At 34.2% G+C, this 24,525-nt stretch carries 17 protein-coding genes; 9 read left to right on the top strand and 8 right to left on the bottom strand.

Annotated features, from left to right (window positions below; all coding sequences use genetic code 11):
* Window positions 1–277: 277 nt before the first annotated feature.
* Entirely contained in the window at window positions 278–4,792 is a 4,515-nt protein-coding gene (gene gltB / locus BM246_RS07345; RefSeq protein WP_231961830.1) for a glutamate synthase large subunit, read from the top strand.
* Between the two features lie 3 nt (window positions 4,793–4,795).
* Window positions 4,796–6,259, top strand: a complete 1,464-nt coding sequence (locus BM246_RS07340; RefSeq protein WP_074936837.1) for a glutamate synthase subunit beta — start codon at window positions 4,796–4,798, stop codon at window positions 6,257–6,259.
* Window positions 6,260–6,436: 177 nt separating this feature from the next.
* Here BM246_RS07340 and BM246_RS07335 read toward each other — a convergent pair whose 3' ends face one another.
* Complete coding sequence (locus BM246_RS07335; protein ID WP_074936835.1) at window positions 6,437–7,597, bottom strand: hypothetical protein; 1,161 nt, start codon at window positions 7,595–7,597, stop codon at window positions 6,437–6,439.
* 236 nt (window positions 7,598–7,833) lie between these two features.
* Between BM246_RS07335 and BM246_RS07330 the strand changes: the two genes are divergently transcribed.
* Both BM246_RS07330 and BM246_RS07325 read left to right on the top strand, forming a co-directional pair.
* Window positions 7,834–9,921 (top strand): glycoside hydrolase family 88/105 protein, encoded by a 2,088-nt coding sequence (locus tag BM246_RS07330; protein ID WP_074936833.1) that lies wholly within the window; start codon window positions 7,834–7,836, stop codon window positions 9,919–9,921.
* 11 nt (window positions 9,922–9,932) lie between these two features.
* Window positions 9,933–11,291, top strand: coding sequence for a BNR-4 repeat-containing protein (locus BM246_RS07325; protein WP_083415730.1), 1,359 nt, complete (start codon window positions 9,933–9,935; stop codon window positions 11,289–11,291).
* Window positions 11,292–11,376: 85 nt separating this feature from the next.
* Here BM246_RS07325 and fbp read toward each other — a convergent pair whose 3' ends face one another.
* Window positions 11,377–12,384 carry a class 1 fructose-bisphosphatase gene (gene fbp / locus BM246_RS07320; protein WP_074936831.1) on the bottom strand — a complete coding sequence of 336 codons (1,008 nt, stop codon included), beginning with the start codon at window positions 12,382–12,384 and terminating at the stop codon, window positions 11,377–11,379.
* Window positions 12,385–12,508: 124 nt separating this feature from the next.
* Here fbp and BM246_RS07315 point away from each other — a divergent pair, with 124 nt between their 5' ends.
* Genes BM246_RS07315 through BM246_RS07305 form a run of 3 tightly spaced genes read left to right on the top strand, consistent with a single transcriptional unit; the run spans window position 12,509 to window position 16,137 of the window.
* Window positions 12,509–12,994 (top strand): GNAT family N-acetyltransferase, encoded by a 486-nt coding sequence (locus BM246_RS07315; protein WP_042502467.1) that lies wholly within the window; start codon window positions 12,509–12,511, stop codon window positions 12,992–12,994.
* A gap of 25 nt (window positions 12,995–13,019) precedes the next feature.
* Window positions 13,020–14,270 carry an aspartate kinase gene (locus BM246_RS07310; RefSeq protein WP_074936830.1) on the top strand — a complete coding sequence of 417 codons (1,251 nt, stop codon included), beginning with the start codon at window positions 13,020–13,022 and terminating at the stop codon, window positions 14,268–14,270.
* Between the two features lie 31 nt (window positions 14,271–14,301).
* Window positions 14,302–16,137, top strand: a complete 1,836-nt coding sequence (locus BM246_RS07305; RefSeq protein ID WP_074936828.1) for a GNAT family N-acyltransferase — start codon at window positions 14,302–14,304, stop codon at window positions 16,135–16,137.
* Between the two features lie 81 nt (window positions 16,138–16,218).
* On the opposite strand, the gene BM246_RS07300 is transcribed toward BM246_RS07305, so the two are convergent.
* The 6 genes from BM246_RS07300 to dgt all read right to left on the bottom strand — a co-directional run bounded on the left by BM246_RS07300 (window position 16,219) and on the right by dgt (window position 20,786).
* Window positions 16,219–16,584: a TM2 domain-containing protein gene (locus BM246_RS07300; RefSeq protein ID WP_081958594.1), complete on the bottom strand. Its 366-nt coding sequence runs from the start codon at window positions 16,582–16,584 to the stop codon at window positions 16,219–16,221.
* Between the two features lie 67 nt (window positions 16,585–16,651).
* Window positions 16,652–17,416 (bottom strand): sulfite exporter TauE/SafE family protein, encoded by a 765-nt coding sequence (locus tag BM246_RS07295; protein WP_083415729.1) that lies wholly within the window; start codon window positions 17,414–17,416, stop codon window positions 16,652–16,654.
* 32 nt (window positions 17,417–17,448) lie between these two features.
* Window positions 17,449–17,832 carry a VOC family protein gene (locus BM246_RS07290; protein ID WP_042502462.1) on the bottom strand — a complete coding sequence of 128 codons (384 nt, stop codon included), beginning with the start codon at window positions 17,830–17,832 and terminating at the stop codon, window positions 17,449–17,451.
* Window positions 17,833–17,865: 33 nt separating this feature from the next.
* Window positions 17,866–18,321 carry a DUF1801 domain-containing protein gene (locus tag BM246_RS07285; RefSeq protein WP_042502461.1) on the bottom strand — a complete coding sequence of 152 codons (456 nt, stop codon included), beginning with the start codon at window positions 18,319–18,321 and terminating at the stop codon, window positions 17,866–17,868.
* Window positions 18,322–18,345: 24 nt separating this feature from the next.
* Entirely contained in the window at window positions 18,346–19,281 is a 936-nt protein-coding gene (locus BM246_RS07280) for a 2-hydroxyacid dehydrogenase (protein ID WP_074936826.1), read from the bottom strand.
* A 164-nt stretch (window positions 19,282–19,445) separates the two neighbouring features.
* Window positions 19,446–20,786 carry a dGTP triphosphohydrolase gene (dgt, locus tag BM246_RS07275; protein ID WP_074936824.1) on the bottom strand — a complete coding sequence of 447 codons (1,341 nt, stop codon included), beginning with the start codon at window positions 20,784–20,786 and terminating at the stop codon, window positions 19,446–19,448.
* Window positions 20,787–20,953: 167 nt separating this feature from the next.
* Between dgt and BM246_RS07270 the strand changes: the two genes are divergently transcribed.
* Both BM246_RS07270 and BM246_RS07265 read left to right on the top strand, forming a co-directional pair.
* Window positions 20,954–21,346, top strand: a complete 393-nt coding sequence (locus tag BM246_RS07270; RefSeq protein WP_074936822.1) for a carboxypeptidase-like regulatory domain-containing protein — start codon at window positions 20,954–20,956, stop codon at window positions 21,344–21,346.
* 271 nt (window positions 21,347–21,617) lie between these two features.
* Window positions 21,618–24,356, top strand: coding sequence for a TonB-dependent receptor (locus BM246_RS07265; RefSeq protein ID WP_042502457.1), 2,739 nt, complete (start codon window positions 21,618–21,620; stop codon window positions 24,354–24,356).
* Window positions 24,357–24,525 lie beyond the last annotated feature (169 nt).

Below are 24,525 nucleotides of genomic sequence, written 5' to 3'. Positions count from 1 at the left end.
ATTTTTCAACAAACACATTGTTTGAATTATTGTCAGTCTTTTACAAAAAATTATAGCATTCTTTCTATTAAAGCCATCAAACTTTACCATTAATTCATATATCTACAATATTGACTAAAAAAACCGAATTGAGTATTTATTAAAAAACAGAGATATTATTGATATATACCTATTTTAATCTTCGCTTCGCCTAAAAAATCGAAATAATGATTTGCGGTTATGGTATATTAAATAGGAGTACATATCTTTACAATTCAACTCAAGTTTTTAAACGATTATGCTGAAGAAACAAGGACTCTATTTACCGGAATTTGAACACGAAAACTGTGGCGCTGGTTTTATTTGTAATCTTAAAGGAGAAAAAACAAATCAAATCATTCACGACGCGTTAGAAATTCTAGTAAAATTAGAACACCGCGGTGGCGTTAGTGCCGACGGAAAAACTGGTGATGGTGCTGGTTTACTAATTGATATTCCACACGACTATTTTAAACGCGTATGCGATTTCAATATTCCAGAACAAAGAGAATATGCCGTTGGCATGGTATTTTTACCAAAGGTGGCCAACCAATATAATTTTTGTAAAACCACTTTCGAAAACGAAATAAAAACTCAAGGACTTTCTATTTTAGGATGGCGAGAAGTCCCTGTAGACTCATCTCAATTAGGACCTATTGCCTTAGCATCCGAACCTAATATTGAGCAGTTATTTGTTGGCAAAACAGAAGATATTACAGATGCTGATTTTAGAGCTAAATTATATGCTGCTAGAAAGATAACAGAGCATACTATTAGCCAGTCTAAAATCTCTGAAAGCAACTACTTCTACGTACCAAGTTTCTCTACTAGCACGTTAATATATAAAGGTATTATTATGCCTGAAGATATTGGACCATACTATACAGATTTACAACAAATAGATTTAGTAACTCGTTTAGCGCTAGTTCACCAACGTTTCTCAACGAATACTATGCCAACTTGGGAGTTAGCACAACCGTTTAGATACATGTGCCAGAATGGTGAAATTAACACCCTTCGTGGAAATGTAAGTAGAATGCGTGTTCGTGAAGAAATCATGAAATCTGATGTTTTCGGACCGCAAATAGATAAATTATTCCCAATTATCCTTCCAGGAAAATCCGATTCGGCTTCTATGGATATGGTGGTTGAATTATTAACACACACAGGACGATCGTTACCAGAAATCATGATGATGATGATTCCTGAAGCATGGGAGAAACACGCTACCATGTCTGAAGAGCGTAAAGCTTTTTACGAATATAACGCTTGTATCATGGAACCTTGGGATGGTCCGGCATCTGTACCTTTTACAGACGGTGATTATGTTGGGGCTTTATTAGACAGAAATGGTTTAAGACCATCTCGATATACCGTAACTAAAAGCGGTAAATTAATCATGTCATCAGAAATTGGTGTGGTTGATATTGCCCCTGAAGATGTTGAAAGACACGGACGTTTAGAGCCAGGAAAAATGTTCTTGGTAGATATGAACAAAGGCCGTATTATCGAAGATGAAGAAATAAAAAGTAAAATTGTTTCAGAAAGACCATATAAAGAATGGTTAGACAAAACACGCTTACATTTAAAAGATGTTCCTTACAACAACGAAACTTGCCCAATAGAAACTATTGATATCAAAACAAGACAACGTTTATTTAACTATACGTTTGAAGATATTCAAGAAGTTATTACACCAATGGCAATTGTTGGAAAAGAAGCTTTAGGCTCTATGGGTATCGATACACCATTAGCGGTTTTATCGGATAGACCTCAACTTATTTCAAACTACTTTAAGCAATTATTCGCGCAAGTAACAAACCCTCCTTTAGATGGTATTCGTGAAGAGATTGTAACAGACATTAGTTTAAATCTTGGAAAGGACAGAAACATTTTCAGCATTACAGATAGACAATGTAGAAAATTAAGAATTCAAAATCCGGTAATTTCTAACGCCGATTTAGAAAAGATAAGAAACATTTCAATAGAAGCTTTTAAAGCTGAAACTATTCAAATTTTATATCCAAAAGCACAAGGTCTTAACGGTCTAGAAGATGCTTTGGAGGCTATTGTAGTACAAGTTGAAAAGGCATTAGACCGCAAAACAAACATCATTATTCTTTCGGACAGAGGTGTTAATCAAGAGTTTGCTCCAATACCTTGTTTACTAGCTTGTTCTTACATAAACCACCAATTAAACCGTTTACGTAAGCGCTCTTACTTCGATATTATTATCGAATCTGCAGAACCACGTGAACCACACCATTTTGCTACTTTATTTGGTTATGGCGCATCTGCTGTAAATCCATATATGGTAAACGAAATTATTAGAATGCAAGTTAAAGAAGGCTTCATTACTGATATGGACGAGCAAAAAGCAGTTGACAACTTCAACAAAGCGATTGGAAAAGGTATTTTAAAAGTAATGAACAAAATTGGAATCTCAACATTACACTCATATAGAGGTTCTCAAATTTTCGAAATTGTTGGTTTCAACTCTCAATTTGTTGAAAAATATTTCCCATACACCGCTTCTAGAATTGAAGGTATTGGTTTATATGAAATTGAAAAAGAAATTAACGAGCGCTATAAACAAGCCTACCCAGATAATACTATTGATAAAAACTTAGGTTTAAATATTGGTGGCGATTACCGTTGGAGAAGAAATGGCGAACGTCACTTATTCAACCCAACAACAGTTGCTAAACTTCAACAAGCCGTTCGTTTAAGCGACCAGGCTAGTTATGATGTTTACGCAAAGGCAATAAACGAACAGTCGGAAAATTTAATGACCATTCGTGGTTTGTTTGAATTCGACAACTTAGATCCAATTCCTTTAGATGAAGTAGAACCATGGACTGAAATCGTTAAACGATTCAAAACAGGTGCTATGTCTTATGGGTCTATTTCTCGTGAAGCACACGAAAACTTAGCCATTGCCATGAACCGTATTGGAGGTAAATCTAATTCTGGTGAAGGTGGAGAAGATCGTAGACGTTTCCAAAAAGATAGTAATGGCGACAGTAGAAACTCTGCTATTAAGCAAGTAGCTTCTGGTCGTTTTGGAGTAACTTCTCATTATTTAACAAGTGCGAAGGAGATTCAAATAAAGATGGCTCAAGGTGCAAAACCTGGAGAAGGTGGACAGTTACCAGGACATAAAGTATTGCCTTGGATTGCTGAAACAAGAAACTCAACACCTTTTGTTGGTTTAATTTCACCACCACCACATCACGATATTTATTCTATTGAAGATTTAGCGCAGCTTATCTACGATTTAAAAAATGCAAACCGTGAAGCTAGAATTAATGTAAAATTAGTTTCAGAAGTTGGTGTAGGTACTATTGCAGCTGGTGTTTCTAAAGCAAAAGCAGATGTAGTTCTTATTTCTGGTTATGATGGAGGAACAGGAGCATCTCCTCTTACCTCTTTAAAACACGCTGGTTTACCTTGGGAACTTGGTTTAGCCGAAGCACAACAAACATTAGTTTTAAACAACCTTAGAAGCCGTATTGTTGTAGAATGTGATGGCCAATTAAAAACAGGTCGTGATGTTGCAATTGCAGCTTTATTAGGAGCTGAAGAATTTGGATTTGCAACTGCACCATTAGTAGCATCTGGATGTATCATGATGCGTAAATGTCATTTAAATACATGCCCTGTTGGTATCGCAACTCAAGATAAAGAGTTGCGTAAAAACTTTAAAGGCACACCAGAACACGTTATTAACTTCTTCTACTATATCGCAGAAGAATTAAGAGGTATTATGGCGCAATTAGGTTTTAGAACTTTAGGAGAAATGGTTGGGCAAACGCACAAAATCAATTCAAACAAAGCTATAAACCACTACAAAGCAAAAGGTTTAGATTTATCGGCTATTTTACACAGACCAGAGGCATACAAGTCAATGTCTGTTAAAAACACCGAGCAACAAGATCATAATTTAGATAATGTTATTGATTTCAGAATTCTTAAAGATTCGCATCGCGCACTTTACAGAAAAGAAAAAATGAACTTATCATACCCAATAAAAAACACAGACCGCTCTGTTGGAGCCATTGTAAGTAACGAAATTTCTAAAATTTACGGACACCTTGGTTTACCAGAAGACACTTTAAACATTAAGTTTACAGGTTCTGCCGGACAAAGCTTTGGAGCTTTTGGCGCACACGGTTTAACATTTATGGTCGACGGAAATACCAACGATTACTTAGGTAAAGGTTTATCTGGAGCTAAATTAATTGTAAAGAAACCTGCTAAAGCAGACTTCCTAGCCGAAAATAACATTATAGTTGGTAACGTGTGTTTATTTGGAGCCGTACAAGGTGAAGCATACATTAACGGTATTGCTGGAGAACGTTTTGCAGTAAGAAACTCTGGAGCAACTACAGTTGTAGAAGGTGTAGGTGATCACTGTTGTGAATACATGACAGGTGGTAAAGTTGTTGTTCTTGGATCTACAGGAAGAAACTTTGCAGCTGGTATGAGTGGTGGTATTGCTTATGTTTACGATCCAGAAAACAAATTTGTAAACGGACTTTGTAATACTGAAACCATCGAGTTTGAAGATATTACAGGAAACGATGCAGAAGATTTAAAAGCAACAATTCAAAAACATGTAACATATACCGACAGTAAATTAGGTAAACGATTACTAGAAGATTGGGATACAAGCTTAAAGAATTTTGTTCGCGTTATGCCAACAGAATACAAAAGCGCTTTAATACGCTTAGCAACTGAAGAACCAATGGTAGAAGAATTAACAATAGGATAGGAAATGGGAAAAGTAACAGGATTTAAAGAATTTGAAAGACAAGATGAAACTTACACGCCCGTAGCAGATCGTGTTAAGGATTATAAAGAATTTACCGTTCCGTTAAAAGAAGAAGAGATTACCAAACAAGGTTCTCGCTGTATGGATTGTGGTATTCCTTTTTGCCATAGTGGTTGCCCACTTGGTAATTTAATACCAGATTTTAACCATATGGTACACCAAGGTGAGTGGCAAAAAGCCTCTTGGCTATTACACTCTACTAACAATTTCCCGGAGTTTACAGGTCGTTTATGTCCTGCTCCATGTGAAAAATCGTGTGTATTAGGTATTATTGAAGATCCCGTTTCTATCGAGAATATTGAAAAAAATATTGTAGAGCGTGCTTTTAAAGAAGGCTGGATTAAACCACAACCACCAAAAACTAGAACAGGAAAAACTGTAGCCGTTGTAGGCTCTGGCCCTGCTGGTTTAGCTGCAGCTCAACAATTAAATAGAGCTGGACACACCGTTACTGTTTTTGAACGTGACGATGAAGTTGGTGGATTATTACGCTACGGAATTCCTAATTTCAAAATGGAAAAAGGAATTATCGATCGTCGTGTAAAAATATTAGAAGCTGAAGGTATCACATTTAAAACCAATGTAAACGTTGGTGTAAACTACGATGTTAAAGATTTAAAAGCTTTTGATTCTATAGTATTATGTGGTGGAGCAACCGAGAGAAGAGGTTTACCAACACCTGGTGCAGATGCAGATGGCGTAGTACAAGCTATGGATTTCTTAACACAACAAACTAAAGTGGTGCTAGGTAAAGAAGTAAAAGACCAAGTATTAGCAACCGACAAAAACGTCATTGTTATTGGTGGTGGTGATACCGGGTCGGATTGTGTTGGAACATCTAACCGTCATGGCGCAAAATCGGTAGTTAACTTTGAAATTATGCCGAAACCACCAGGACACCGTTCGCCTACAACGCCTTGGCCATTTTGGCCACTGCAGTTAAAAACATCTTCTTCTCACGAGGAAGGCGTTGAGCGTAACTGGTTAATCAACACCAAAGAATTCATAAAAGACGAAAGCGGCAAACTAACAGCTTTAAAAACAGTAAATGTTGAATGGAAAATGGTTCCTGGTGAGCGTCCACAACTTATTGAAATTGCAGGTACCGAAAAAACTTGGCCTTGTGATTTAGCGTTATTAGCTTTAGGTTTTACAGGGCCAGAAAGTACATTAGCAGATAAATTAGGTATTAAAAAAGATGCCCGTTCTAACTACAAAGCAGAATACGGTAAATACCAAACCAATGTGCCAAAAGTATTTGCTGCTGGAGATATGCGCCGTGGGCAATCTTTAATTGTTTGGGCTATTTCTGAAGGTCGTGAGGCTGCAAGACAAGTAGATATTTATTTAATGGGCAAATCTAACTTACCTTCTAAAGATATTACTGGAGATTTAGTAGCTATGTAATATTGATAATAATAATAATAATAATAATAATATAGTGTATTAAAAATGCGAGCCTTAGAGCTCGCATTTTTTATGCCTTAGCATGCATGATTTTTATACTGCTATAAATATCATTCATCTTCTTCATGAAATCACGAAATCAAGGACTTAGAGTTCCTTAATTCTATTTTCGTATTACTATTTATTATCATCAAAAAAAACTAGTTCCATAGACATACTAGTACGGTCTTTTCCTTTAACAAAGAATATAGCTATGAATTCATTAGACGTACTTAAATAGGCGTCTGAAAACTCTTGAACAGAATCTATATCTGTAAAATATTCAATCACTGATGTTAAACCCATACCGTGGTTAGAGAAAAAGATATAATGCCTACTATTATTTGGACCATTAAAACCTGAAGCTATCGCATATTCCCCCTCACTATCTCTAGAGTTTATCTTTATTATTTTATTTTCCCCTTCTTCATTCGTATAATTAAATGAATAGTGGTTAGATTCTTCTTTTTTCACTTCTAAACTAATGTTGTACGAAAAATCATTGAATAATTCATTAAATGAGCTTTGTGTAAAAAGAGGCCCTGCATAAATGGTATTGCGATCCTTAATAGATCTTGTTTTAAAATTAGAGATAGGTCTTATAGAGAAATCATAATTGTTCTTAGTGAAAAATTGAGTAAATGGCTTTATGTTAAATGCGTTCTCAAAAACAATATAACTAAATTCACTAGGTATAAGAGATTCAAACCGCTCTGGGTTCTTTTTAGTATGTTCTAAAAAAGCTTCAACCGAATTAATTTTAGAATCTCTGTGCCAACCAGTATTGTTAAAAATAGTAGAGCCTGAATACCCAAATACATCTCCTAAATAAAGTGTTGTCTCAAACCCATTATCAAACATAGGTTTCCAGACTTTATTGCTTGGTTTTAATAAAAAAAAGGCAACAGCAGTAAAAACTACAAACGAAAAAATAAACCCTATAATCTTTTTTCTTTTACGACTATTATTTTTCTTTTCCTCTCTAGCAGAAAAAGTAGTATTGTATTGCCCTGGTTTAATTGAAATAACAATAGGATCATATACTCCTTCTTCTTCATAATAACGTTTTAAACGTTTTCTAAGGTGAGATATATTTACTCTTATATTTACATCACTTTTTTTAGGATCATATCTTTTTCCAAATAATTCAAGACCTACTGTATAAGCAGTTATTGTATGTCCTTCCATCGTAGATTCAACTAAGAGCTTCAGCAAAACATTAGTGGTCGTAGATTTACTAAATGTTTTACTTTCTAATACTTTAGTTAAAGCATTAATTATTTCACTTTGGTTGAACATGTGCCTTTTTAACTCTAAATTAAATCGTATTTAATTAAATCAAAGGTAGTAAATATCAAAGACCAACCAAATAAGCTAAAATATCTCACACAAACAAAAAACACTAAACCACCTATAAAAAAGGGTTCACGAGAACTTTTTACCGTAAAAACAAGCGTAAAACAACATCAACATAAAACTTATACGATTACTATAAGTTAAATTTACATCAATTCTAAAATTCAATACTCATATAAATGAAACACTTCAGCATTTTTATTATTTATATAACTATCTATACAGCTGTAAGTGCTCAAACAAGCTATCATAAATACCCTTCAATTAGCACTATTCCATTTTCAGTCATAGATGCACATACTTATGAAGAAAACAATATAAAAAGCACTATTAGAAAAGTTGCAGAATATCAAATAGAAAAATATGGAGAAGATATTCCAACAAAAAACTGGTTAGCCGGAACATTTTTCTCATCGTTCGTTGCAGCTTACAACGTAACAGGTGATAATTGGTATTTAGATAAGGCCTATGCCTGGGGAGAAAAATCGGAATGGGATATCCACAGACCCATAAACGCAGATGATGTTTGTCCTGCTCAAACCTACTTAGACATTTATTTTGTAAAAAAAGACCCTAAGATTTTTAAAACCTTACATGAAAAAATTTCTGTATACTTCAACCGAAAAGAAATCTTTCCAGGAGAAAAAAATAGTAATCAAAAAACGAATCTTCCTTTAACAGGCCGTAATACTTGGAGTTGGTGTGATGCTTTATACATGGCACCACCGGTATATGCTCGTCTAGGAAAAGCAACTGGAGATAAGCGTTATTACGAAATGCTACATCGTTTATATTGGGATTCTGTTGATTTTCTTTATGCTCCGGATCAAAAACTATTCCATAGAAACGATAAAATAAAAACAGAAAAGGATCGTACTCCCAATGGCAAAAAAATATATTGGGCCCGTGGTAATGGATGGGTATTTGCTGGTTTAGCTCGCTTAATTGAATATTTACCTGATAACGACCCAATAAAAGAAAAATATATTAAGTTGTTTCAAGACATGGCGTATAGCCTAGCAAAATACCAAATGGAAGACGGTCTTTGGCGTTCAAGCTTAAACGACCCTGAATGGATAACAACTAAAGAAACAAGCGGGTCTGCCTTTTATATATACGGTATGACCAAAGGCATAAAAGAAGGATGGCTACCTAAAGAATATTTTATATCTACAGTTTTAAAAGGTTGGACGGGACTAATGTCTTGTGTAACCCCATATGGAAAACTAGGTTATAGTCAAATCGTAGCAGGATCACCTCATGAAGTCCGACCACATGATAATGTTGATTATGCTGCAGGAGCATTTATACTAGCAGGTACCGAAATACTGAAAATCAACGCAATGTCTGAAATGAATCTACTTATAGACAATACTTTTATTCCTCGCGTAGTAGTACGGGACGGGTTTTGGCCTACATATAATAAGAATTCAGTTATTACACATCGTAATTGTTTTTTCACATCATATATTAAACACGATGGCACTGGAGCTTTAACAGCTTTTAATTTTAATAAACATCCAAATGTAAGTGCATATGCTCGTAAAGAACTAAAGTTATTTTCTAAAGAAAATGGTTTTCCAGAATTTACCCCTTCTATATTTCCTTTGCACAAAGATACTATACAGGTGACTTATGCAAAAGCTAAAAACAACTATACGTTATTGTCTCAAAATATTTATTTACCAATATGGAAGCCAATGGAAAAGAAAAGCTTAAAAGAATCAAATACTATTAATAAAAATGCTGATTGTTTACAAAATTGGCGAAATTGTTTTGAGAACAATGATATTTCGCTAATTAACTTACTTTCAAATAACTACACACTCTTTACTGTAAAAAAACAAAAGAAAAACATTCAAGTAGCATATACATCGATTGAGGGAAATAAACATAATTATTACCTAGCAAGTTTAAAACAGAACAAATGGAAAAAAGAATTATTATGCTCTTTTTCAAATGATAAAAAAAGTGACAACAATATAAAGGGAAGTATAACATTACATCCAAATAAACAGGAAGTAATAATATCAAGTGCCTTTCATCCTAAAACTAAACAGCCGCTGCCAAATGGTTTATACCAACTTTTTAGTGGTGAAAAAATAAATAAAATTTGGCAATGGAAACAATTAACTTTTAACCCGGTCCACAATCAGTTTCACCCAATTATAACTGACGGACAAAACCATGCTTTATTCTGGATGTCTGGACAGAAAATAAATGAAAAGGAATACCATACTGATATAATGATGAGTTCAAAATTTTAGAATTAAAAAAAATGAAAAACAGATTAATATTATTAGCTTTATTATTACTTACACAATTAGTAAGTAACTCACAAAGTGCATATCCTAAAATGGATGAAGAGATTAAAACATTCATGAAAGACGGTGGATGGTGTTGGTATGAATCTCCTAGAGCAATAATTCATAACGGAAAATTGATTATAGGAGCTATTAGTGGTGTAAGTGGAGATATACGTGTTGGAGTTTTTGACTTAAAAACAAATAAAAACCTTGGAGTTAGCATTTTAGATAAAAACTTTGAAATTGATGACCATAACTCACCCGTTTTTCATGTTAGACCTGACGGAAGTTTAGTTGCTGTATGGGCAAAACACGGTCATGAACAGTATCATTACTACAGTATTTCTGAGCCTAATAACTATTTAAAATGGGGAGAAAAGCAGGTTTTTGATCATGGTTTTGAAATTCCTGAAGGCAACAGATGGATGGGTGTTACTTACATGAATTTATATTCCATCAAAAAGAAAAAGTTGCTTTATAATTTTTTTAGAGATGGACACAATCGAAATCCTACTTTCATTACCTCCACTAATGAAGGTGATACTTGGGGAAACCGTACACATTTTATTGAAGATGAAGTCCCAGGAAGGAATAGACCTTATGTACGATATATGCAGAAAAACAAGGATTTAATAGGTGTTTCCTTTACTGATGCTCACCCAGCAAATTATGGTAATAGCATTTATTATGCTGATTTTGATGGGACCTCTTTTTATAATGCTAATGGAAAGAAGATTAAAGATTTATCGGAAGGTCCATTAAAAACATCTGAAGCAGATAAAATATATACTGGTAGTGAAACCAAAGAAAAATCCAAAGACTCTGGAAGTGTACCTAATGCGGCTTGGACATGTGATTTAGGAAAAGATAAAAAAGAAAGACCTTTTATTGGGTATACACTGTATGTAAAAGAAAACGATATTCGTTTTCGTTTGGCTAATTGGAATGGCAAAAAATGGATAGATAGAGAAATTGCATATGCTGGCCCTGGCTTATACCCAGGTCAAAGTAGTTATTCTGGTTTAATGGCTCTAGATAATGATAATCCAAAAAATGTATTTATTTCTTCTGCCGTAGACCCTAATACGGGTAAGGTCAAAAATAAAAAACATGAAATTTATTTTGGAAAGGTGAAAAACAAAGATGAAACTTCAAAAATTAAATGGGAGCAAATCACCTATGATTCGAAGCATAAAAACATCCGTCCAATTATTATAACTGGTGAAGGCTATAAAGTGCTACTTTGGCTAGCAGGTCCCTGGCATAGTTTTCTGAATTACCGAAGTGATATTATTGGTTATGTACTAGAAAAGCCTAAAACAATTAAATAAAACAGATTTGTTTTTAACCTAATTTATTGAACAAAAAAAATGCGAACCAAAAGGCTCGCATTTTTCATTATAAAATTATTAACTATTATTTAGCGTTCTTCATAAACTCTTCACACTTTAATACCATATTCTTACTTCCACAAATAAATGGCACGCGCTGGTGAAGCTCCGTTGGATCTACATCCATTGTCCTAGTAAACCCATCACTCGCAAAACCATTAGCTTGTTCAGCTAAAAATGCCATCGGGTTACATTCATAAAGTAAACGTAATTTCCCATCAGGGTTTTTAGAACTTTGTGGGTAAAGATAAATACCACCTTTTATCATATTTCTATGAAAATCCGACACCAAAGATCCAATATATCGAGAAGTATAAGGTCTATCTCCTTCTTCTTGTTGACAATATTTAATATAATTTTTCACACCTTGAGGAAAGTGAATATAGTTTCCTTCGTTTACAGAATAAATAGTTCCATCTTCTGGAAATTGCATATCAGGATGCGATAAGTAGAACGATCCAATCGCTGGGTTTAAAGTAAAACCATTAACACCATCTCCTGTTGTGTAAACTAGCATAGTCGATGTACCATAAACCACATAACCAGCTGCTACTTGTTCGCTTCCTTTTTGTAAAAAATCGTCTAAAGTTACAGGTGTTCCTACTGGCGTAACACGTCTATAAATAGAAAAAATTGTTCCTACAGAAACATTAACATCAATGTTAGACGAACCATCTAAAGGATCAATTAAAACAATATACTTATTTTGATGGTTTTCATCTTGACTATTTATCGCAATAAAATCATCTTCTTCTTCACTTGCAATCCCACAAACAATATTTCTTTTAGTTAGCGTTTGTATAAACTTATCGTTTGCATAAACATCTAGTTTTTGTTGATCTTCGCCCTGAATATTAGTATCACCGGCAGCACCAATAATATCCACCAATCCGGCTTTGTTTACTTCATGGTTTACAACTTTTGCCGCTAATCGAATAGAATTCAAAAGGCTAGACAATTCGCCCGAGGAATATTTAAACGACGACTGATTTTCAATAATAAACTCTCCTAAAGTTTGTTTTTTGTGAGACATAAAAGTGTTTTGTTTTGTTTGTGCAAATATCTATAAAAAATAAGAAACTACAACGTTTTCGTTAAAGTTATGTACCCAAACATATTTAACTTTAAAGTATATTTGAAAAAATTTAATTTTCATTATGGATTTTACAATAAGAAACGCCAAAAAAGAGGATATGCCACAAGTTCTCCATCTAATCAACGAGTTAGCTGTTTTCGAAAAAGAACCCGATGCGGTTGAAGTTACCTTAGCAGACTTAGAAAATGATGGCTTTGGAACCCAACCCGCTTTTCATTGTTTTGTTGCTGAAGCGGATAAAAAAGTAGAAGGCATTGCACTGGTTTACAACCGCTACTCTACATGGAAAGGTAAAATAATTCATTTAGAAGATTTAATTGTAAGTCAGAAAATGAGAGGTTCGGGTATGGGCACAGCACTTTTAGACGAGGTTGTAAAATACGGACACAATAAAGGCGTTAAACGTATAAACTGGGAAGTTATTGACTGGAACGAACCAGCTATTGCTTTCTATGAGAAAAAAGGCGCAAATGTAATGCGAGATTGGGATGTAGTTCAATTAGATGAAGCAGGCATAAAAACGTATATTGAAAAATTGAATATCTAAAATCCTTTAAATAAAACAAGTAAACATGCAAGTCTATAAATTTGGTGGAGCCTCGGTAAAAGATGCAAATGGTGTAAAAAACATAGCATCTGTTTTACAAAAAGTAGGTTATAAAAACACGCTAATAGTTGTTTCCGCTATGGGCAAAACCACCAATGCTCTAGAACTTGTTATTAAAAATTACTTTGAAAACAAGTCAGAATTACAAAGTGCCATACAAGAAATTAAAAAGTTTCATAATGAAATTATACTAGATTTATTCCCAAATGAAGACCATATAGTTTTTAAAAAAGTGAATACTTTTTTTAGTGAACTCAACCAGTTTTTAACTAGTAATAAATCGCCCGACTACAGTTTTGTTTACGACCAAGTTATAGGTTTTGGCGAACTTGTTTCAACAACTATAATTAGCGAATATTTAAATCAAATAAACATCGCTAATAATTGGATTGATGTTCGCACACATATAAAAACCGACAACTATTACCGCAGAGCCAACGTAAACTGGAGCGCCACACAGCAATTAATTTCGAGCACATTTAATCGGTCTGTTTTAAACATTACACAAGGTTTTCTAGGTAGCGATGCCAATAATTTCACCACAACATTGGGCAGAGAAGGCAGTGACTATACTGCAGCTATTTACGCCTATTGCTTAAATGCAGAAAGTGTAACCATTTGGAAAGATGTTCCGGGTGTTTTAAATGCCGATCCGCGTTACTTTGAAAACGCTCAACTATTAAACAATATATCGTATCGCGAAGCTATAGAATTGGCTTTTTACGGTGCATCAGTCATTCACCCAAAAACCTTACAACCTCTACAAGGCAAAGAAATTTCGCTGTATGTAAAATCATTTTTAAATCCGGAAGCTAACGGTACTAAAATTGGTAAAAACACCACTTTAGACCCCATGATTCCGTGTTTTATTGTGAAGAAGAATCAGGTTTTAATTTCACTTTCATCCTTAGATTTTTCATATATTGTTGAAGAAAACATTAGCGAAATATTCAGCCTTTTACATCAATACAAGATGAAGGTCGATGTTATTCAAAATTCAGCTATAAGTTTTTCTGTTTGTATCGAAAATAATTACAACAATCTCGATTCATTATTACATCATTTAAAATCAAAATTTAAGGTTGTTTGTCACCAAAACGCCTCGCTTTACACCATTCGCCATTATAACGATTTGGCAATTAATAAAATTGAAACAGACAAAACCGTGTTATTAAAACAGTTAACCCCAGAAACCGTGCAAATAGTTACTGTTTAATTAAAACGTATATTTTAGTACATTTACAGCCATGACCAACTCAACGAACATAGGCTTAGTTACCCCAAAAGAAGTAGCTAAAGCGATAAAACTAGATAAATATGGTTTTATTGGCACTTTTATTGGCTGGCTCCTTATGAAAGTGCTTAAAATATCAACCATAGATAAGTTTTATAAGCGTAATAATCACCTCGAAGGCATCGAGTTTTTAGATAAAATTTTAGAAGAATTTCAAATTAAATTCGAAATACCAGAGGAAGATTTAAAACGTCTACCTAAAGATGGTGCTTATATCACGGTTTCAAACCATCCACTCGGTGGTATCGATGGTGTTTTACTTTTAAAATTAATGCTAGAACAGCGCGACGATTTTAAAATAATAGCTAATTTCTTGCTACACCGCATACAACCTATGCAACCTTATATTATGCCAGTAAACCCTTTTGAAGGGAGAAAAGATGCCAAATCGAGCATTGCTGGTTTTAAAAACTCTATTCTACACTTACGCGCCGGGCATCCGCTAGGTTTGTTTCCTGCCGGAGAAGTTTCAACTTACAGAGACGGGAAATTAGTAATCGATAAACCTTGGGAAGAATCTGCACTAAAATTAATAAAACGTGCCGAAGTACCGGTGGTACCAATATACTTTCATGCTAAAAACAGTAAGTTATTTTACAGGCTTTCTAAAATTAGCGACACCTTTAGAACAGCTAAACTTCCATCGGAGGTTTTAAGTCAAAAACGACGAATTATAAAAGTAAGAATCGGGAAACCTATTTCGGTTGCCGACCAAAAAGAACATGTTTCCTTAGATGATTTTTCTAATTTTTTAAGAAAGAAAACATACATGTTGGCTAATGCTTTTGAAAAGAAATCGAAAATACTAGATAGCATTTCATCTACATTAAAAAACCCCAAACCACCTAAAAACATTGTAACACCGGTAGACGCTGTTATTATGAAAAAAGAAGTTGAAGCGCTTAGAGCAAGCGACTCTAGACTTCTAGAAAGTAAAAATTACGAGGTGTTTTTAGCTCAAGCTAAAGATGCACCAAACATATTACGTGAAATTGGCCGCTTACGCGAAATCACTTTCCGTGAAGTTGGAGAAGGCACTAATGAAGCTATAGATTTAGATGCCTTTGATCAATATTATCACCACATGTTTTTATGGGATCGCGAGCGCAACATACTTGCTGGCGCTTACCGTATGGGCTTAGGCTCTCAAATATTTGAAAAATATGGCATAGACGGCTTCTACCTTCAAGATTTATTTAGATTCGAGCCTGAACTGTATAAAATGATGAGCCAATCTATAGAAATGGGTCGGGCTTTCATTATTAAAGAATACCAACAAAAACCAATGCCTTTATTTTTACTTTGGAAAGGTATAGTACATATTACCTTGCGTTTCCCAGAGCATAAATTTCTAATTGGTGGGGTGAGTATAAGTAATCAGTTTTCTAATTTCTCAAAATCGTTAATGATTGAGTTTATGAAATCGCATTACTATGATCCTTATATTGCGCAATACGTACACCCTAAAAAGGAATTTAAAGTGAAGCTGAAAGATGCCGATAAAGATTTTGTTTTCGATGAAACGGAAGCAGATTTAAATAAATTCGATAAGCTTATTGACGAAATAGAACCAGGTGCATTGCGCCTGCCTGTATTACTTAAAAAGTACATAAAACAAAATGCTCGCTTAGTAGCATTTAACGTAGACCCGCTATTTAATAACGCCGTAGACGGCTTAATGTATATTAAAATAGCCGACTTACCAGAAAGTACAGTTCGCCCAGTAATGGAAGAGTTTCAAGCAGAATTAGAACGTAAGTTTACAGGAAACACAAATACTGAATCTTAACACTTATTCTTAGTTACATAAAATGAAAAAAGCTGAAACCATAAGGTTTCAGCTTTTTTTATATCTTGAAAAAATTGAGGGTTAGAACCAACCTTTCTTTCCAACTTGATATGTATTATAAAATTCTTCATCAGATTTAGTTAAATAGATGATTCCTTCTATAAATGGAATAATACCTGCTATACCACAAGTAACAAAAGTAGCTACTATTTGAATAATACCTTCTTTAGTATATCCTAAAATAAATTTATGGATTCCTAAACTACCAATTAAAATAGCTACAACACCTGCAACTAATTTTTTATTTTCTGCGTCTAGCACTTCGCTTGCGCCTTTTGAGAATTCTGAAGCTGATTGCTTAGCTTCACCAGCTGCTTTTTTTGCACCATCTTTAGCATCGCCTAACATATCGTTAAGATCGTCGCCTAAATTTTTTTCGTCTGACATTGTTATAAGTTAAAATTTATTAGATGTTAAAGGTAATAAAAAAAATATTCTACAAAACTATTAAAACCTAACGAAATAACATTATAAGCCCGCCAATAGCAGTAGATGTAAGAATAAAATTACGATAATTAACATTTGATATGCGTTTTACTAAATAAGCACCTGTAAAAAAACCTATAATCACAACTGGAATTAAAGTAAAATTTAAAACTAAGGTCTGTTTTGTTACCGTACCCCAAACAAAAATATGAAAAGGGAGTTTAAACACATTAATTATAAAAAACAACCAAGCAGCTGTGCCAATAAATTCGTTTTTTGGAAAACGCATGGCAAGAAAATAAATATTTGAAACCGGTCCGGCCAAATTTCCGATCATAGTTGTGAAACCCGCTAAAAACCCTGCTGTTTTAGAAAACCATTTATTGGTAGGAATAGTATCTGATTTTTTACGCTCGGTATAAATCATGACTAAAACCGAACCTATTATAATGATAGCCATAAGCCGTTTAAAAACCAATTCGGAAATATCGTTACCAACCCATACACCAACTAGCACACCAACAATCATCCATGGAATTAGCTTTTTAATAATATCCCATTGTGCATGCCGATTATAATAAATTACAGCAAAAATATCGGCACAAATAAGCATGGGCAACAAAACACCAGTCGATGCTTTTTCGCCAAAAACAAAGGCTAACATAACCACAATAATAATGCCGATGCCTTTTATTCCAGATTTAGACATCCCAAGTAAAAACACAGCAAAACCAATGGCTAACCATTGTAATGTAGATAAACTATAATCCTGAATAATTTCGAGGTAAGTCAATTAAATTGAAGTTGTATTATTGCGCTGGTAATTTACAAAAAAGCACTATCGTTAGGCTCCCAAAGCTCAATTTTATTACCATCGTTATCTAAAATCCAGCCGAACTTTCCGTACTCGTATTCTTCAACTTCACCAACAATGGTAACGCCTTCTTCTTTTAAAACTTTAAGTAACTCATGTAAATTTTCTACACGATAATTAAACATAAAATCTTTTTTAGAAGGCTCGTAGTATTTTGTGTCTTCGGAAAACGGACTCCATTGTGTAGAACAATCTTTACCTTCTTTATCTTTCCACCAAAACGTGCTACCATAATCGTCGGTATTAAAACCTAAATGTTTTTTGTACCAATTTTTTGTTGCTTTTGGATCTTTTGTTTTAAAAAACAAACCACCTATCCCTGTTACTCTTTTCATAGCCTTATTTTTTTTCTTAGGAAGAAAGCATTATTATTTTTTTATTGAATTCTCGTAAATTTCAATCCACTCTTGGACCGTAACTTTTGCTGTTAACTCACCAATTAGCTCAAATGGAATATCCTCCATTTTTTTGAAACGCACACAGCTTTTACCCATATCGAGTTTATACTTACAGCGTTTTGAATACTCGGTAACAAACCAATCCATAAGATCGGGCTTGGCGTAAAGTAACATACTATATACGGCTATAAAGTTTTTCTGATTTGCCAAATTCATGAATGGCAGGGGTAATTTATTATCACAATGATAACCGCTAGGATAAACCGTATGCGGAATTACATACCCCAACATGCCGTAACTTATGTGCTCTACAACGCCTTTTGGTAAATTATCTAGTATTTGCTCGCGCAACTTATTTACGGCTACTTTCCGATCTTCGGGTAACGCATTTAAGTAATCAGTAACGGTTGTAGCTTTAGTTGGCATACTTTTTATTTTGAAAACATAAAGTTAACAAAATTTAGCTAGAACCTTATCTACTATAGTTTGTGCTAGTTTTTCTTTACTTTCTATAGTCCAGCCAGCAACATGCGGTGTTAAGAGCACGTTTTCCGAATCTATTAAATATTGAAAAGCTTCGGGCATGCTACTTGTAAATAAATTCTCGAAAGATGCTTTTTCGTATTCTAAAACATCGAGTCCGGCACCTAGAATTTTTTCAGATTTTAAAGCGTTCATTAAATCGGTAGTCACTACACTTTTTCCGCGTGCTGTATTTATTAGCCAGAATGGTTTTTTAACAGCATTGATAAACTCAGCATTTATCATGTTTACCGTTAGTGGCGTTTGTGGTGTATGCAAGCTTATTACATCTACTTTTTCTTGAAACTCGGCTAATGTTACTTGTTTTGCGTTTACATCGCCTACATTGGCTTTTATATCGTAGCATAACACCTCTACATCGAAACCTCTAAGCTTTTTAGCAAAGGCCTTACCCATGTTTCCGTAACCTATTAAACCAACCGTTTTTCCGTCGAGCTCGATACCTCTATTGGCTTCGCGAAGCCATTTGCCTTCGCGTACTTCGGCATCGGCTTTGTTTAGTTTATTAAACAATGATAAAAGCATACCTAAACTATGCTCGCCTACGGCATTACGGTTTCCTTCGGGTGCGGAAACTAAATACACACCTTTTTGTTCGGCATAATCGCAATCTATATTTTCTAAGCCTGCACCTACTCTACCTATAAACTTAAGGTTTGTTGCTGCATCTAAAAATTGCTTATCGATGGTGAAACGGCTACGCAAAACAATACCATCATATTCACCAATTTTAGCTTCTATTTCAGGTTTTGTAGAAGTATAATCTTCGTGATTTGTGAAGCCTGCTTGGGCTAATTGCTCAATTAATAATTCGTGATTGGTATCGAGGTGTAAAATTTTCATGAGATAAATTTATAATATTTTAACGACTAAACTTTAAGGTTTAGCCGAATTTGCGTTAGGGATTGAACGGCTTGTTTGAGCTCTTTTTGTGTTGTTGCACCTATTGCAACACAAAAAAGCGAGTAGTGAAAGCCCGACCCTTGGGTAACGCCCAAACTATGGTTTTAAAATCCGATTCCTTTTATTTTTTTGTATTCTAAAATGGCTTTACTATCGGACAGCAAAGACACGTAATAACACACGCTAGATAGGCGCTTATATAGACTTGTGCTGGTGGTATTGATGTTTTTTGGCAAGCTTTTTAGTATAAGTTTGTCGTAATTTGATGCCGTGTTGTTAAAGCCGTTGTTTACTGCTGTGGCGTAGGTATTTAGCAGAGTGTTTATAACGCCGTAACCTGCAATTTCTTTATCGACGACTTCGGTAGATTGGTAAACGTTATCGATACTTATTTTTATAATATCGTTTATTTGGGCTTCGTATTGACTTTTATCGAGCAATCCGGTATCGAAAGTGCCATTTAAAATAGCTTCTTCGTTATCCATAAAAATATCTACAGCTTCGTTTATTAGCGAGCCAATAGAGAGTGCACGTAGGTAACCTATACGGTCTTCTTTGGTAGAAAGCGCATAATAACTTTCGGGTCTAATATTATGACGAATAATTTTTGAAAGGTATTCTAACGCATATTCTTCTTGAATAAGTCCAAGGTTGATACCATCTTCAAAATCGATTATGGTGTAGCAAATATCATCGGCGGCCTCTACCAAAAATGCTAATGGGTGGCGTGAGTAGCTAATATCGCTTTCACTCCGTTTTATTAAACCAAGTTCGTTCGCAACATCTTGAAAAGCTTCTTTTTCACTTTGAAAAAAACCGTATTTTTTATCGGCTATATGTTTTGTTGGCTTTTTAGGCAAGGACTCTTTTGGGTATTTCATGAAAGCACCTAGTGTGGCGTAACACAACCTTAATCCACCAGGGCGTCCTGCACGATCTTCGGTTAAAATTTTGAATCCGTTAGCATTACCTTCAAAATCGCAAAGATCTTGATATTCTTTATCTGTCAACTGGCTTCGGAAATTTTTTCCCGCTCCTGTTATAAAAAATTCACCTATTGCTTTTTCTCCTGAATGTCCAAATGGTGGATTACCAATATCGTGCGCTAAAGCTGCTGCGGCTACAATGGCTCCAAAATCGTTAGCTTGATACCCCAATGAACTTTGTAAATGCGGGTGTTTTTCTAGTAGTTTTTTACCAACCAAACGGCCAAGCGATCTACCCACAACACTAACCTCTAAACTGTGGGTTAATCTGGTGTGTACAAAATCGGTTTCAGATAATGGAATGACTTGAGTTTTATCTTGTAAACTTCTAAATTCTGATGAAAAAATAACACGATCGTAATCGACCTCGAAGCCTAAACGGGTTTCGTCTTGCTCTTTTCTAATACGTTTATTGGTGTCGCCAAAGCGCTTTAAGGATAGTAATTGCTCCCAGTTCATGGTAAAAATTTATGTGCAGGCAAGATAACATTTCCTATTAAAACATAAATAAAAATTCGCTTAACATCAGGGTAACGTTTTAATTACTGTTGTTTAATAATTACGTAACCTTAAAATTACGTTTATGCCTTTATTTTGCAGAGCAAAATATTTTTATCTAAAAATTAATGAAACATATTTTTTTAATATTCGCTTTTTTATCATCGGCCATTATGTTTGCTCAAGATGGTGCAACTATTAAAGGTAACGTGCTAGACTTAGAGGCTAACAATACACCTCTAGAAATGGCTCATGTATCTATTAAAGAAACTGGAGATAAAACAATATCAGATCAAGAAGGTAATTTTACACTTAAAGGGTTAAACCCTGGTACATATACCGTATCACTAAGTTTTGTAGGTTACGAAACTAAAACTATAGAAGTTAAAGTCGCCGCTAACCACACCACGCAAATTAAAGAATCTTTAGGAGCTAATACTTTATCTTTAGATGCTTTAATGCTAACCTTAGCAAGCTCGGACAAAAATGAAACGGCTACAATTACTACTGCTAGTAACTAAAACCGTTTTATTCACTATATTCAAAAAACAGCCTTCGTTTAACGGAGGCTGTTTTTTTTATGGATAAATCTAAATCAACAAACGCGACGAATATTACACCTCTCTTTATAAACATGTTTTTTAATGTTAACTGAATGTAAACGATATTAAAGAATACAGCTTTTCAATTAACATTTATCTAACACTTTTATTACAGTTATTTAATCCGCAGGTAACGTTTAGTTTTTAAACCGTTGGTTTCTTTGCAACGACAAAAAAATAGATTATAATAATGAAAAAATTAATACTAGTACTTACGCTTTTAATAACTGCGTTTTCTTTTGCTCAGACAGGATCTATAGTAGGAAAACTAACAGATAAAGAGTACAACAACGAACCTTTAGCATTTGCCAATGTAATTATTAAAGGTACAACAACAGGTACAACATCGGACTTCGATGGTTCTTACGCTTTAAACAATCTAGAAGCCAAAGACTATATATTAATAGTAAGTTTTGTTGGGTACCAAACTCAAGAAATACCTGTTACTGTAGTTGCCGGACAAGAACTAAAACTTGATGTAGTAATGAGTGCAAGTGCTGCCTCTTTAGACGAGGTTGTTATCACAACTACAACCCGAAGAGCAAGTGAAACAGCGCTTTTATTAGAACAGAAAAAAGCCGTTGTAATAAAAGAAAGTATTGGAGCAGAACGTTTATCTAAAATTGGTGTTTCTGATGCCGCTGTTGCAACTACTAAAATAGCAGGAGTTTCTAAAAGTGAAGGTTCTGGAGATATTTACATTAGAGGTTTAGGAGATAGATACCTTTCTACAACCATGAACGGTTTACCAATACCTTCTGATGATGTAAACAACAAAAACATTAACCTTAACTTGTTTTCAACTAACATTATTGAAAATGTTGGAATCAGCAAAACATATTCTACGTCTAGCTACGCAGACCAAACTTCGGGTAATGTTGATATTACTTCAAAAGGCTATTCTAAAAAAGGAGCATCTGTTAGTTTAAGCTCTGGTTACAACACCAATGTATTAGGTTTAGACGGCGGTTTTAAAAGAAGTGTTGCCACAGAAGATGCGACTTTAGGGTTTCATAAAAAAGAATACGCACTTGTAGATTTAATTACAAGACAAAGTTGGGATCCACTTAAACAAAAAAGTACTGGGAATTATGGCGTTTCACTTTCTGGTGGTCAAAAATTTGAAGTATTTGGAAAAGAACTTAAAGTATTTGTTGCGGGTTCTCACTCTAAATCTTCAGAATACCAAGAAGGTCTTTTTAGAAGTTACAGATCGAACATCTTAGATAATGAATTTACAGACACCGAATCGTTTACTACTAAAACAAACACAACAGGTTATGTTAATTTAGGATTAAAACTAAATGATGACCACAGGCTTAAAATTAGTAGCTTATCTGTTAATACAAGTAACGATAATGTTTACGAGCAAGGTAGAAATGGTGAAGGTTATGTTTTTGATCAAGATCCACAAGAAGATGGTGCTTTTGTAAGAGACCAAAACTTTAAACAAACTATTTTATTAGTAAATCAAATTGAAGGTTCTCACCAAATTAAAGAAAACAACAAACTAACTTGGGCTGCTGGTTACAACTATGTGTTAGCACAAGAACCTAACAGAGTTAGAAATGAAGCTAATATTTTAGATGAAAACACCGTGCAATATGCTCACGTTGGAGATTTTCAACAAAGAAAGTCTAGTCAAAAAATTGAAGATACTGAATACAATGCCTATATTAACGACGCCATTTCTTTTGGAACGTTAGATGAAGATGATAATCACCCATTTAAACTAAACTTCGGAGCTAACTTCCGTCAAAAAGACAGAGTATTTAGCTCATTATTTATTGGCGTTAGAGCAAGAGGTTTTCAAGTACCGTCTGTAGATCAGTTTTCTGAAACATTTACTACAGAAAATTTCGAAAACGGCTTAGTTTTAAGAGAAAGAGAAGCCGATAGATACGATGCCGATTTAAACGCTATGGCTGGTTATGCTAATTTAGATTTCCACTTAGGACAAAAATTATCTGGTAATGGTGGTGTACGTTTTGAGCGTGATGAAATTAACGTACTTTGGGACGTAGCTAACTATGTTGGTCGTGTTGGTTCTATTAAAAAAGAATATTCTAAATTATACCCAAGTTTAAACTTAAAATACACTTTAAATGATAAGCACTCCGTTCGTTTTGCTTCTAGTTTAACGCAAACCTTACCAGAGTTTAAAGAACTTGCACCTTTCGAATATGTATCGCCAACAGGTCGTGTAACAAGAGGTGATCCAGATTTAGAAAAATCGGATGTTTTTAATGTTGATTTCAAATATGAATTTTTCCCTTCAAAAGGACAATTAATTTCTGCTACAGCATTTTATAAAGACATTAAAAACCCAATTAACTTAGCACAAACTAGAGGTTCTTCAGGTATATTTGAATATGCGAACACAGGAGATAACGCTAATATTTTTGGTTTTGAATTTGAAACTAGAATTGAACTTCTTAAAAATGAAGATGAAGAAAGCCTTTTAGATTTTAACACCAACATTACTAAAATGTGGTTTAATCAAGATTTATTAGAAGATTTTCAATACAAAGGCATCACAGAATCTGATTTACAAGGTGCTTCAGACTTAATCTTAAACAGTTCTTTAAGCTATAACAGTAAAACTGAAAAAGAGTTTAACGCTACATTAACCGGAAACTACTCTTCAGATAAAGTATTCGCTTTAGGATCGCCAGAAGATTTTAGTAATAGTGCTGTACTTTATAATGATGAAATTATTGAAAAAGGATTTTTCACTCTAGATTTTGTTGTAAGCAAAATGCTAACTGAAAAGTTACAAATTAAATTAGTTGGTAGAAACTTACTAAACCCAGACATTCAACAAACACAATTAGTAAGAAATATTAATACAGGTGTTGAAACTGACGAAGTGGTGCTTTCTTATAAAAAAGGCGCACAATTAAACTTAAGTTTAAAATACGATTTTTAATTATAATCAAGACTATATTTAAACCGCTTAAAAGGTTTAAAATCCCAAAACAAACCTCAATACATAGTATTGAGGTTTGTTTGTTTATACACTCATCTTAAGTTACAATTAACTATTAACACTCGCTTAACATAAGTACATATTTAGCGAGTTAAAGGTAACTTATGCT

This window comes from Algibacter lectus (assembly GCF_900112395.1).
GTDB lineage: Bacteria > Bacteroidota > Bacteroidia > Flavobacteriales > Flavobacteriaceae > Algibacter > Algibacter lectus.
This window is presented reverse-complemented; position numbering and strand designations above follow the sequence as displayed.

Bases quoted from the DNA above. Each gene is read 5' to 3' on its own strand.
- BM246_RS07285 (WP_042502461.1), bottom strand. From the start codon at position 18,321: ATGCCAACTAAAGCTACAACCGTTACTGATTACTTAAATGCGTTACCC.
- BM246_RS07265 (WP_042502457.1), top strand. From the start codon at position 21,618: ATGAAAAAATTAATACTAGTACTTACGCTTTTAATAACTGCGTTTTCT.
- BM246_RS07325 (WP_083415730.1), top strand. From the start codon at position 9,933: ATGAAAAACAGATTAATATTATTAGCTTTATTATTACTTACACAATTA.
- BM246_RS07315 (WP_042502467.1), top strand. From the start codon at position 12,509: ATGGATTTTACAATAAGAAACGCCAAAAAAGAGGATATGCCACAAGTT.
- BM246_RS07270 (WP_074936822.1), top strand. From the start codon at position 20,954: ATGAAACATATTTTTTTAATATTCGCTTTTTTATCATCGGCCATTATG.
- fbp (WP_074936831.1), bottom strand. From the start codon at position 12,384: ATGTCTCACAAAAAACAAACTTTAGGAGAGTTTATTATTGAAAATCAG.
- BM246_RS07300 (WP_081958594.1), bottom strand. From the start codon at position 16,584: ATGTCAGACGAAAAAAATTTAGGCGACGATCTTAACGATATGTTAGGC.
- BM246_RS07290 (WP_042502462.1), bottom strand. From the start codon at position 17,832: ATGAAAAGAGTAACAGGGATAGGTGGTTTGTTTTTTAAAACAAAAGAT.
- dgt (WP_074936824.1), bottom strand. From the start codon at position 20,786: ATGAACTGGGAGCAATTACTATCCTTAAAGCGCTTTGGCGACACCAAT.
- BM246_RS07305 (WP_074936828.1), top strand. From the start codon at position 14,302: ATGACCAACTCAACGAACATAGGCTTAGTTACCCCAAAAGAAGTAGCT.
- BM246_RS07340 (WP_074936837.1), top strand. From the start codon at position 4,796: ATGGGAAAAGTAACAGGATTTAAAGAATTTGAAAGACAAGATGAAACT.
- gltB (WP_231961830.1), top strand. From the start codon at position 278: ATGCTGAAGAAACAAGGACTCTATTTACCGGAATTTGAACACGAAAAC.
- BM246_RS07310 (WP_074936830.1), top strand. From the start codon at position 13,020: ATGCAAGTCTATAAATTTGGTGGAGCCTCGGTAAAAGATGCAAATGGT.
- BM246_RS07280 (WP_074936826.1), bottom strand. From the start codon at position 19,281: ATGAAAATTTTACACCTCGATACCAATCACGAATTATTAATTGAGCAA.
- BM246_RS07330 (WP_074936833.1), top strand. From the start codon at position 7,834: ATGAAACACTTCAGCATTTTTATTATTTATATAACTATCTATACAGCT.
- BM246_RS07335 (WP_074936835.1), bottom strand. From the start codon at position 7,597: ATGTTCAACCAAAGTGAAATAATTAATGCTTTAACTAAAGTATTAGAA.